Here is an 11,676-nt window from a genome sequence, read left to right as displayed (position 1 = left end):
CCAATACCCGAGGTATAGGCGCGGCCAGGCGTTGGATCAAAAAAGAATTTGAAGCGATTTCTAAAGACTGTAACAACTGTTTGGACGTGTTCTATCAAAAGGATTTTGTGACCAAAGATGTCAAAAAGCGGGTGCCACATGACGGCTGGATTGTCAATGTTGTCGCTATTCAGAGAGGTAGTAAATATCCAAACAGATACATCATCATGAGCGGTGATATCGACACGCGTGCCAGTGATGTGATGGATTTCACCATAGATGCACCGGGTGCCAACGACAATGCGTCGGGAATGGCTGGCACAATTGAAGCCGCCCGAGTATTATCAAAATACAAATTTGAAAGCAGCATTGTATATGTTGGACTTTCCGGGGAAGAACAAGGTCTTTTTGGTGGCGCGGGCTTGGCTGCTTATGCCAAAGAAAAAGGATGGGATGTTATTGGCGTGTTTAATAATGATATGATCGGTAATATTGAAGGCGTTGATGGAGTAATTGACAATCGGAGTTTTAGAATATTTTCTGAACCTGTACCGCCAACAGAAACCGAGCGCGAAAGACAAATGCGCCGCTTTTACGGTGGTGAAGTGGATGGGATTTCCCGCCAATTGGCACGTTATGTACATAAAACCACCCAAACCTATATGCCAGAAATGAATCCGATGATGGTTTACAGACTGGACCGTTTTGGTCGCGGCGGCCATCATCGACCGTTCAACGATTTGGGATTTGCTGGCATCCGCATCATGGAAGCGCATGAGAATTATACCCAACAACATCAAGATATTCGTGTAGAAGATGGGATTAATTATGGCGATACCTTTGAACATGTCAATTTCCCCTATGCCGCAAAATTAACCGCAGTCAATGCTATCAATATGGCAAGTTTGGCCTCTGCCCCGCCGCCACCTAAAACCGTGGCCATTGGCGGGATTGTGGAAGCTTCTGCAAAATTAAAATGGGACAAAGTGGATGGTGCCACAGGATATAAAATTTATTGGAGAGACACGACCTCACCTACTTGGGACCATTCCAGATATGTAGGCGATCTTAACGAATTTACGCTGAATGGCATTGTCATTGATAATTCGTATTTTGGCGTTGCATCCGTAGGGAAAGGTGGTCATGAAAGCGTGGTGGTTTTCCCTAATTCAATCTTAAGAAATTAAACGATGAACAAGTATATTTTTTCCCTTTTTGTGATAGTCATTTTCCAAACCACAAAAGCCCAAAATCATACTTTTACAAAACAGGATAGTTTAAGAGGTTCGATAACCCCTGAACGTGCTTGGTGGGATTTGACCTATTATCATTTGGATATTTCTGTGGATCCGAGTACCAAATCAATAAAAGGAAAAAACTCAGTGCATTATAAGGTTCTAGAACCTGATTCCGTGCTTCAAATCGATTTACAAGCGCCATTGATAATTACTAAAGTAACTCAAAATGATAAAGAGTTGGAGGTCAGAACTGATGGAAATGCTCATTTTATCACATTAAAAAATGATCAAAAAAAAGGCAGTCTTCAAAGTCTGGACGTCTATTATGAAGGTCAGCCTCAAGAAGCCAAAAGAGCACCTTGGGATGGCGGTTTTTCCTGGAAAAAGGACGACAATGGTAATGACTTTATTGCCACTTCTTGCCAAGGGCTTGGTGCCAGCGTTTGGTGGCCCAACAAAGACCATATGTATGATGAAGTGGACAGCATGCTCATCAGTGTTCGAATTCCAAAAGCTTTGATGGAAGTTTCCAACGGCCAATTGCGCAGGATTGAAGACCATAAAGACGGTACAAAAACCTATAATTGGTTTGTCAACAGTCCCATCAATAATTATGGCGTTAATGTGAATATTGGTGATTACGTACATTTTTCTGAAGATTATAAAGGCGAAAAAGGACTCTTGAAAATGGATTACTATGTCCTGAAAGACAACCTTGAGAAAGCCAAGAAACAATTTAAGGATGCTCCGCGAATGATGGAAGCATTTGAGCATTGGTTTGGTCCCTACCCGTTTTATGAAGATGGCTATAAATTGGTGGAAGTGCCCTATTTGGGCATGGAGCATCAAAGTTCCGTCACTTATGGCAATGGGTATGAGAACGGCTATTTAGGACGGGATTTATCAGGTACGGGATGGGGATTAAAGTTCGATTTTATCATCATCCATGAATCTGCGCACGAATGGTTTGCCAATAATATCACCTATAAAGATATGGCAGATATGTGGATCCACGAGAGTTTTACAGCTTATGCCGAAAGTTTATTTTTAGAGTATTTTTACGGAAAAAAGGCAGGTGCAGAATATGTCATCGGCACCCGACAGGGCATCCAAAATGACGCCCCAATTATTGGACCGTACAACGTCAATCAACCCGGCTCTGGAGACATGTACTACAAAGGCGCCAATATATTGCATACTTTGAGACAATGGATCAATGATGACGAGCAATGGCGACAAATTTTAAGAGGGTTGAATAAGACTTTCTACCATCAAACAGTCACAACGGAACAAATTGAAAATTATATCTCTAAAACCTCTGGAATTGATTTATCTGCTTTTTTTGATCAATATCTTAGAAGTACTATGATCCCTAATCTGGAATACGAAATAAAGGACCAACAATTGAAGTACCGCTGGACAAATAGCGTAGACAAATTTGAAATGCCGGTGCAAGTTGTTATGGGTGAAAAAGAGTTATGGCTGTATCCAAAAAAAGACTGGTCACTAACTCTAATAAATGTTGGCGATCTTCGGGTAAGCAGCGATTTTTATGTGACCTCAAAAAGGTTATAACCAAAAATATACCTGGTATTTTAATTTCCAATTAAATTTCCTAAATCCTCCAAAAAAACATTCCGCTTAAAAAGCGGAATGTGATAACTAGTTCAATTTTATCTTTCTACAATATAAAATTCAAAGTAATAAATAATTAGGCATTATCTCGTGGTTGATGGGTATCTTTTCTTTTTTCAACCTGTGGATTGATTTGGTTACCATCAGAAATATCCCCTTTTTCATTGATTGCGTGGTCTTTTTTACTTTGCTTCTCTCTCTTTTGCTCTTCTCTCTTTTGCTCTTCTTTTTCGTTTTTCATAATCTCAATTTTTTGGTAACGTTAAACTTAATAGTATCAAGTTAAACTATAATTACTAGCAGCATTAACACAATGGAGCATTTCATTGACTTAAAAAGAAAGCTCTTGAAAAAACCACGGTTCAGAGAAAAGGGAAGTACTTCACTTTGATAAATTCTTTAATGGCTTAGATGCCACTTATAAAACTGCCATAAGGATCTTTGAAAGTGATCCCTTCAGAAAACCTGAACTTATTCAACTGTTTGAATTCCACCAATGCCCAAAGCACAAATTCCTTGACAAAATAACTTTCTTCCTTCGCTAAGTTTGGTTGATGTTCGGCCAATAAATCGTCTAATGGCGAAATGTCGTCCAACAGGCTTTTATACTCATTATCCGGTAGATCATCCAACAGTTCAAATCCGTCCTTTTGATTGAAAAACCAAGATATAACATCGTCATAAGGTGTTTCAGCATCTTCTTTCTTTAGTTTTTCTATTTTTGGAAAAAACTCTTCGAAAAGATTCTTAACACCTTCGCCAATCAAATTATAGGCAACAACCGCTGCACCTTCCTGTTCACCTTCGTAAACCAACTCCACTTTTCCGGTTATTGATGGTATAATTCCTACAAAATCACTTAATCGCACCATGGTTTTATCATCACCAACCATTAAGGCGCGACGCTCAGCAGTACTTAATAAATTCTCCAAAGCGGTGATGCTCAAACGGGCACTCACGCCACTTTTGGAATCAATAAAGTCACTTTCCCGTGCTTCAAAGACAATCTGTTCCAATAAATCCCTTGCTAAATCTGGGACCGCAACCATGTCATTCTGACCTTCTACTATCCGCGCCTCTTGTTCCGTAATCAAGCGGGCCGTTTCAATATCTACAGGGTAATGGGTCAAGATTTGCGAGCCAATCCTATCTTTTAGAGGGGTTACAATACTACCTCTATTGGTATAATCTTCAGGATTTGCGGTAAACAAAAATTGAATGTCCAAAGGCAATCTTAATTTGAAGCCCCTGATTTGAATATCGCCTTCCTGCAAAATATTAAATAAGGCTACTTGTATCCTGGCCTGTAAATCAGGCAACTCGTTGATCACGAAAATACAACGGTTGGCACGCGGAATCATCCCGTAATGGATCACGCGATCATCGGCGTAGCTCAATTTCAAATTCGCGGCTTTAATTGGATCCACATCACCAATCAAATCTGCAACGGTTACATCAGGCGTGGCCAATTTTTCAGCAAAACGCTCACTTCTGTGTAACCATTCGATTGGGGTTTCATCGCCTTTCTCTTTGATCAATTCCTTGGCATATCTTGAAATTGGTTGTAGCGGATCATCATTAATTTCAGAACCTGCCACCACCGGAATATAGTCATCCAAGAGATTTAGCATCAATCGCGCCAATCGGGTTTTGGCTTGTCCGCGCAATCCCAACAAATTAATATTATGTCGGGATAGTATGGCACGTTCCAATTCGGGAATCACCGTATTCTCATACCCATGGACGCCTTCAAATGTAGTTTCTTTATTCTTTATTTTCTGAATTAGATTATCTCGCAACTCGTCTTTAATGGATTTGCTTTGATAATTGGCTTTTTTCAATTCGCCTAATGTATTTATAGTGTCTATTTTCATATGTTATTTTTCTACTTAAAAAGTTCTGATCGCAAAATTTCAGAACTTATTTAATTGAATTTAGTTTTTGTATTTTCTTTTAAACCTAAAAGGTTTGGGAAACCTTGCATGTTAGGGGTTACTGTTTACTTCGTGCTCCTTGTCTCTAACGTCCCGACTTTTATCCTCTAATCCGCTTCTTTCTATTGGTTTCATAATCCTCAAAGATCATCTCACCCAAGCCTTTCAGTCCGGTGTAAAACGCCTTTCCTTGATTTGCTTTGGTAAATTCGGTTACAAAACGCATCAAATAAGGATCTTGGGCAATCATAAAGGTAGTAATTGGAATATGCAATCTTCTGGCCTGTTGTGCCATAGCATAACATTTATTCATGATATAAGGATTCAATCCCGCACTGTCTTTGTAATATTGGCCGTCTGGAAGTCGCAAGCAGCTTGGTTTGCCATCGGTAATCATAAAAATTTGTTTGTTGGTATTCCGTTTTCTTCTCAGTAAATCCATGGCCAATTGTAATCCGGCAACAGTATTGGTGTGATAAGGTCCAACCTTTAAGTATGGTAAATCCTTAATTTCAATTTGCCAGGCATCGTTTCCAAAAACCAAAATATCCAAGGTATCTTTCGGATACCGGGTGGTAATTAATTCCGCCAATGCCATCGCCACCTTTTTTGCAGGTGTGATACGGTCTTCGCCGTATAAAATCATACTGTGACTGATGTCAATCATCAACACCGTACTCATTTGCGATTTGTGTAACGTTTCCTCCACCACCAAATCTTCTTCAGAGAGCTTAAAATCACCAATTCCATGATTGATCTGTGCGTTTTTCAAACTTTCAGACATGGAGACTTTATCCAAAGCATCGCCAAATTGATAGTCCCTGAAATCGCCTGTATGCTCATCACCAATTCCCGGACTTTTACTTTTATGGTTGCCCTGTCCGCTCCGTTTGATCTGTCCGAAAATTTGATCAAGCGCTTGTTGTCTTATGGCGCGTTCTGTTTTGGATGTGATGACCGTGCCGCCGTTTCCGTCCGGATCGATCTCTTCCCTTATATAACCTTTCTTTTTAAGGTCTTCAATAAAGTCATCAACGGTGTACTCTGCAGTGGTCAATTTGTACTCTTTATCCAACTCCCGCAACCACTCAATAGCTTCATCAAAATCTCCTGAAGTATGGGTGATCAGCTCCTTGAAAATTTCGAAAAGTTTATCAAATGGAGATTGAAAAGGCGCTTCATAGGTCTTGAAAACAAAACCTTTTCGATTTATGTTAGTGTTTTTTGTCATAGCATCATAAAAATACGACATTTTAGACGACCAATAAATCTATTAACATCTATTTTATGAATGTAATAATGCCTTTTTATTATCTTTAAGCGAATTCGCTGAATGTGCGATCTTTAATCCATTATCCCAGAAATACCGTCACTACCTACCCGCTAAAAACACTAAAACATGAAACATTTAATTTTTGCGATGACCCTTCTGCTTTGCATTTCCTGTAAGGACAAAAAGAATGGGAACAATGATGATACTGCGATTAAAGTTGAGCAGTACACCATTGAACAGTTTATGGATAACGAAGCTGTAACAGGTGGCAGTTTTTCCTATGACAACTCCAAACTCCTAATCTCTAGCAACCGATCCGGGATTTTCAATGTGTATACCGTCCCAAGTGTTGGAGGCAGCTACACCCCCATTACCGCCTCGGACAGCACCTCCTATTTTGCAGAATCATTTTTCCCGAATGATGACCGGATGCTCTTATCTGCAGATCGCAATGGAGATGAAATCGATCACATCTATTTACGGGATTCAACCGGAACCATCAAAGATTTGACTCCAGATAAAGGAGCAAAATCACAATTTTACGGGTGGGCTGATGATGGAAAATCTTTTTATTTCGGATCAAATAAAATGAACCCGAAATTCTTTGACGTGTATGAGATGGACATTTCCACCTTTAATTCAAAAATGATCTATCAAAATAATGACGGTTTAAATTTTGGCGGCATCTCAAAGGACAAAAACTACATTGCCTTAGCGAAATCGCTGAACACCAACGACAGCGATTTGTATGTCTACAACGTAAAAACAAGAGAGAAAACGAAGGTCAACAGCAACCAAAGTAGCAATGCTGCGCAAGATTTCTCCAATGATAGTAGTGCGCTCTATTATACAACAGATGATGGTTTTGAATTTTCTTATTTGATGAAATATGATCTCAAAACAAAGGAAAAATCTAATGTTCTCGAAAAACCATGGGATATCTCTGGAGCTAGTTTCACCAAAAACGGCACTTATATGGTGGTTTATGTAAATGAAGATGGTAAAAACGCCATTGAAGTTATAGATGTCGCAGCAAATACGCCGATTGACTTACCTGATTTTGGAGATCAGAGCATTACCAGCGTTGGTTTTAGCGATGATGAACAATGGATGCGTTTATATGTTGGTGGCTCAAATATGCCATCCAATCTTTATACTTATAAGTTTTCAACTAAAGAACAACATCAATTGACCAACGTGCTTAATGAGGACATTCATCCGGAAGATTTGGTGACTGCCAAGGTCATTCGCTACACATCTTTTGATGGTGTAGAAATCCCTGCCATTTACTATTTGCCACATCAAGCCTCAAAAGACAACAAAGTTCCCGCAATGGTTTGGGTACATGGAGGGCCAGGCGGACAATCCCGTCAAGGTTTCAATTCCTTTATTCAATATATGGTCAATCATGGCTATGCGGTTTTGGCGGTCAACAATCGCGGTAGCAGTGGCTATGGAAAAACCTTTTACCAAATGGACGATTTAAATCACGGTGAAAAAGATTTACAGGATTGTGTTGAAGGCAAAAATTGGCTCGCCACCCAACCAGAAATTGATGGAGATAAAATTGGAATCATAGGCGGTTCCTACGGTGGTTACATGACTATGGCTGCGCTAACTTACGCCCCTGAGGAGTTTGATGTGGGTGTCAATTTATTTGGCGTTACCAATTGGATCAGAACTTTAAAGAGCATTCCGCCCTATTGGGAATCCATGAGAAAGTCATTGTACTTAGAGTTGGGAGATCCTTTTACTGCAGATTCAGTGCGCCTCAAACGAATTTCCCCTTTATTCCATACCGATAAAGTGACCAAACCACTCATTGTTTTGCAAGGAGCTCAAGACCCAAGGGTCTTACAGGTGGAATCTGATGAAATTGTAGCTGGCGTTCGAGAAAACGGTGTTCCTGTTGAATACGTTTTATTTGAAGATGAAGGTCATGGATTTATCAAAAAAGAAAATCAAATTGAAGCTTATAGTAGAGTCCTTCAGTTTTTGGATAAGTATTTGAAGAATGCAGATGCTCCCATTGAAGGTGAGATAAAAGTTAAAAAAGGATCTTAAAGATTGGTATCTGCTGGCATATTTTTAAATTGGCCCTAAAGCATTAAAAAGCTTTGGGGTTTGTTTTTTCTGGAATTGAATCCGGCATTTACTTTTAGAAAGTTCAAAAAAAAATGAGAATGCCAATTATTCGACCCGTTCCAACTCCTTCAGTTTCTCAATTTTAATCTTTTTACCTGAAGTGGAAATCAGACCTTCTTTTTTAAATTGGGATAAAATTCGGATGGCAGATTCCGTCGCCGTTCCAACAATACTTGCATAGTCTTCGCGGGAAAGATTGACATTGAGATACCCATCTTCAGTCTCACCAAAATTTTTACTGACATAGGTTAAAGCTTCGGATAAGCGTTGTCTCACCGATTTTTGTGCCATATTGATCAGATCACCTTCGGCTTCCCTTAAATCTTGGGCCAAATTCTGTAAGACGTTAAACGAAAATTCCTGGTTAGATTTGATATTGTCCAAAATTTGATCTTTTGGAACATAACAAAGTTCAACATCGTTTAAAGCAACCGCACTTAAATGGGTGCGCTCTTCACTAATAACCGAACGTTGGCCAATTAACTTGCCCTTGCCCATCAATTTCACAGTATGATCTTTTCCATTGGCGCTCAATTTGGTCATTTTACAAATACCTTCTCTTACGCAATAAACGCCAGAGAGCAGTTCATTTTCCCCAAAAATGACTTCGCCTTTTTTATAAAACAGTGTTCTCTTGCATGCAGCGACTTCTTTCAGCTCTTCTTTTGTTAAAGTTTTCATTGAATTCAATTGACGTGCAATGCATTGCTCACATCTACCCATACTATTTTCTTTGACCCCCAAAATTAAGAAAAACATGACAATTATCATAGTATAAGCCATAATCATTTCCGACCTTTGCACGAGGTATAAATGAGTATAATTATGGAATTATCAACTTGTTTCCACTGTGGAGATCTCTCTGATTCGTCCACAATTTTTTTTGACGACAAATCGTTCTGTTGCCAAGGCTGTAAGACGGTTTATGAAATCTTCTCAGATAATGATCTCACCTGTTATTATGATCTCCAATCTGCCCCAGGCACCACTCCAAAGGATATTCAAGGCAAATATGATTTTCTGTCCCAACAGAATATTATTGATAAATTGGTGGAATTTGATGATGGAAAATCACAGATAGCAACACTCTATATTCCCATAATCCATTGCAGTTCATGTATTTGGATTCTTGAAAACCTAAATAAACTCAATAGTTATATTTCATCTTCTCAAGTCGATTTTGGTAAAAAAACGGTACGCATCCAATTCAACTCGCAAAACTACAGTTTAAAAGAAGCGGTCATCTTACTGAGTTCGATAGGATACGAACCATATATCAGTTTGGAGGATTTTTCAACAGGCAAAAATCAGGTCAACCGCTCCTTAATCTACAAACTTGGGATTGCTGGTTTTGCATTTGGCAACGTGATGTTCCTCTCATTTCCTGAGTATTTTGAAGTGAAGGAATTTTGGTTGGACCAGTATAAGCCCTTTTTTAGATGGTTGATGTTTGCCTTTTCACTTCCAGTAGTTTTATACTCTTCACAAGATTATTACATCTCTGCCTATAAAGGTTTACGTGCCAGAGTTTTGAATATTGACGTACCCATTGCTTTGGGAATCATCGTACTTTTTTTAAGAAGCACTTATGACATTATTTTTGATCATGGTTCGGGCTTTTTTGATAGTTTAACCGGGCTCTTGTTTTTCTTATTGTTGGGTAAATTCTTTCAGCAAAGAACCTATTCCTTTCTTTCCTTTGAACGCGACTACAAATCCTATTTCCCAATTGCGATTACCAAGATTTCCAAAAACAATGAGGAACATCCCATTCAAGTGTATGATATTAAAAAGGGAGACCGATTGCTGATTAGGAACGAGGAGCTAATTCCTGTGGATGGTGTCCTCATAAAAGGAAGGGCAAAAATAGATTACAGTTTCGTCACTGGAGAATCAGATGCGGTCAGCAAAGTCTCTGGAGACAAGCTTTTCGCGGGAGGGAAACAAACTTCCGGAAGTATTGAAATGGAAGCTCTAAAAAGTGTGGAACAAAGTTATTTAACCCAATTGTGGGGTAACGACGTGTTCAATAAAGTTAAGGAAGACAGCTTCACCACCTTAACAAACCTGATCAGCAAACGCTTTACCATTATTGTTTTGAGTATCGCCTTTATTGCTACAACGTTCTGGTTGTTTGCTGATTCCAGCAAAGCATTGAACGTATTTACTTCTGTTTTGATTATTGCCTGTCCATGCGCCATTGCATTGGCGGCACCATTTACACTTGGAAATATCCTTCGCATTTTTGGCAAGCACAAGTTTTACCTGAAAAATGCCACGGTTATTGAGCAGTTGGCAGCCATCGACACGATTATCTTTGATAAAACCGGCACCATTACCTCCAACAAACAAAGTACTGCCACTTATGAAGGGGATGCGCTGTCTTTTTCTGAAGAGGTTTTATTGAAAAATACCCTGAGAGGGTCCAACCATCCTCTGAGCAGAACACTCTATGATCTTTTGGAAGAGAACGACATCATCACCCTCGATCAATTTGAAGAACATGTTGGTCAAGGCATTCAAGGGATGCACCAGCAAGACAGTATCAAAATTGGCTCGGCGAATTTCGTTGGAAAGCCCAGTGACACAGCGATTCTCAACACTTCAGTCCATATCAGTAGCAACGACGCTTACAAAGGAAAATACACCTTTTACAATAGTTATCGTAAAGGCTTATCGCAATTGTTCAACAAACTCAAAAAAAATTACGATTTAGCCATTCTTTCAGGAGATAATGAAGGGGAAATGGAAAATTTAAAAAAACTGCTTCCTGCCAGGACCAAATTGCTTTTTAATCAAAAACCCGATGATAAATTGGAATACATTAAGCACCATCAAAGCGAAGGCGCCAAAGTATTAATGATTGGAGATGGCCTGAATGATGCTGGTGCCTTGGCACAAAGCAACGTGGGAATTGCACTTTCCGAAAACGTGAATGTCTTCTCCCCTGCTTGTGATGCCATTTTGGATGCTGAGAAATTTAATAGTCTCAGCGATTTTATTAACTTGTCAAAATCGGCGATTAAAATTGTAAAGTGGAGTTTTGTGCTGTCATTTATGTATAATGTCGTGGGTGTTTCTTTTGCAGTCACCGGAAGATTGGAACCTGTAGTTGCAGCCATCTTGATGCCTTTAAGTTCCATTAGCATTGTTGTTTTTACAACCATTGCTACAAATTTGACCGCCAGGAAATTAAAATAAATTGAAAAAATGAGCAAATTCTCTTGGTTTGTTAATAGGAATTCATGGTCTTAGATAATTAAAATCAAAGAACTTACCCAGAATAAACCTAAAAATTAACATGGTAATTAAAGGAGAATGTTTATAAAAATATTGCGATATTCGTGATTCGAATATTTGAAACATGATAAATATCATAAAATAATAAAACCGTCAAACGTATTTTTGACCCATAACTTCTATCAGGTATGAGTGTTATCTATTTATTACTTAGTCTTAGTATTTTAGTAGC

8 protein-coding genes are annotated in these 11,676 nt (G+C 39.0%); 4 read left to right on the top strand and 4 right to left on the bottom strand.

Annotated elements, in window-relative coordinates; all coding sequences use genetic code 11:
• Together VLZ86_RS10760 and VLZ86_RS10755 are read left to right on the top strand one after the other, a co-directional pair.
• Positions 1-1,166, top strand: a 1,166-nt coding sequence (locus VLZ86_RS10760) for a M28 family metallopeptidase (RefSeq protein WP_325451173.1), incomplete at its 5' end; no start/stop codon positions are given.
• A gap of 3 nt (positions 1,167-1,169) precedes the next feature.
• Entirely contained in the window at positions 1,170-2,792 is a 1,623-nt protein-coding gene (locus VLZ86_RS10755; protein ID WP_325451171.1) for a M1 family metallopeptidase, read from the top strand.
• Between the two features lie 136 nt (positions 2,793-2,928).
• Here the strand turns inward: VLZ86_RS10755 and VLZ86_RS10750 are convergent, their stop codons facing one another.
• The 3 genes from VLZ86_RS10750 to VLZ86_RS10740 all read right to left on the bottom strand — a co-directional run bounded on the left by VLZ86_RS10750 (position 2,929) and on the right by VLZ86_RS10740 (position 6,017).
• Complete coding sequence (locus tag VLZ86_RS10750) at positions 2,929-3,093, bottom strand: hypothetical protein (RefSeq protein ID WP_325451169.1); 165 nt, start codon at positions 3,091-3,093, stop codon at positions 2,929-2,931.
• Positions 3,094-3,259: 166 nt separating this feature from the next.
• Positions 3,260-4,726, bottom strand: coding sequence for a magnesium chelatase (locus VLZ86_RS10745; protein ID WP_325451167.1), 1,467 nt, complete (start codon positions 4,724-4,726; stop codon positions 3,260-3,262).
• 160 nt (positions 4,727-4,886) lie between these two features.
• Positions 4,887-6,017: a vWA domain-containing protein gene (locus VLZ86_RS10740; RefSeq protein WP_325451165.1), complete on the bottom strand. Its 1,131-nt coding sequence runs from the start codon at positions 6,015-6,017 to the stop codon at positions 4,887-4,889.
• Positions 6,018-6,185: 168 nt separating this feature from the next.
• Between VLZ86_RS10740 and VLZ86_RS10735 the strand changes: the two genes are divergently transcribed.
• Positions 6,186-8,123: a S9 family peptidase gene (locus VLZ86_RS10735; RefSeq protein WP_325451163.1), complete on the top strand. Its 1,938-nt coding sequence runs from the start codon at positions 6,186-6,188 to the stop codon at positions 8,121-8,123.
• 126 nt (positions 8,124-8,249) lie between these two features.
• Here the strand turns inward: VLZ86_RS10735 and VLZ86_RS10730 are convergent, their stop codons facing one another.
• Positions 8,250-8,885: a Crp/Fnr family transcriptional regulator gene (locus VLZ86_RS10730; RefSeq protein ID WP_325451161.1), complete on the bottom strand. Its 636-nt coding sequence runs from the start codon at positions 8,883-8,885 to the stop codon at positions 8,250-8,252.
• Between the two features lie 144 nt (positions 8,886-9,029).
• Between VLZ86_RS10730 and VLZ86_RS10725 the strand changes: the two genes are divergently transcribed.
• A complete protein-coding gene (locus VLZ86_RS10725; protein WP_325451159.1) occupies positions 9,030-11,405 on the top strand; it encodes a heavy metal translocating P-type ATPase metal-binding domain-containing protein in 2,376 nt (791 codons plus the stop codon).
• Positions 11,406-11,676 lie beyond the last annotated feature (271 nt).

The sequence above is a fragment of the Gelidibacter sp. genome (assembly GCF_035515035.1).
Taxonomy (GTDB): domain Bacteria; phylum Bacteroidota; class Bacteroidia; order Flavobacteriales; family Flavobacteriaceae; genus Gelidibacter.
Note: the sequence above shows the minus strand (reverse complement) of the source record. Positions and strands in the feature narration are given on the sequence as shown.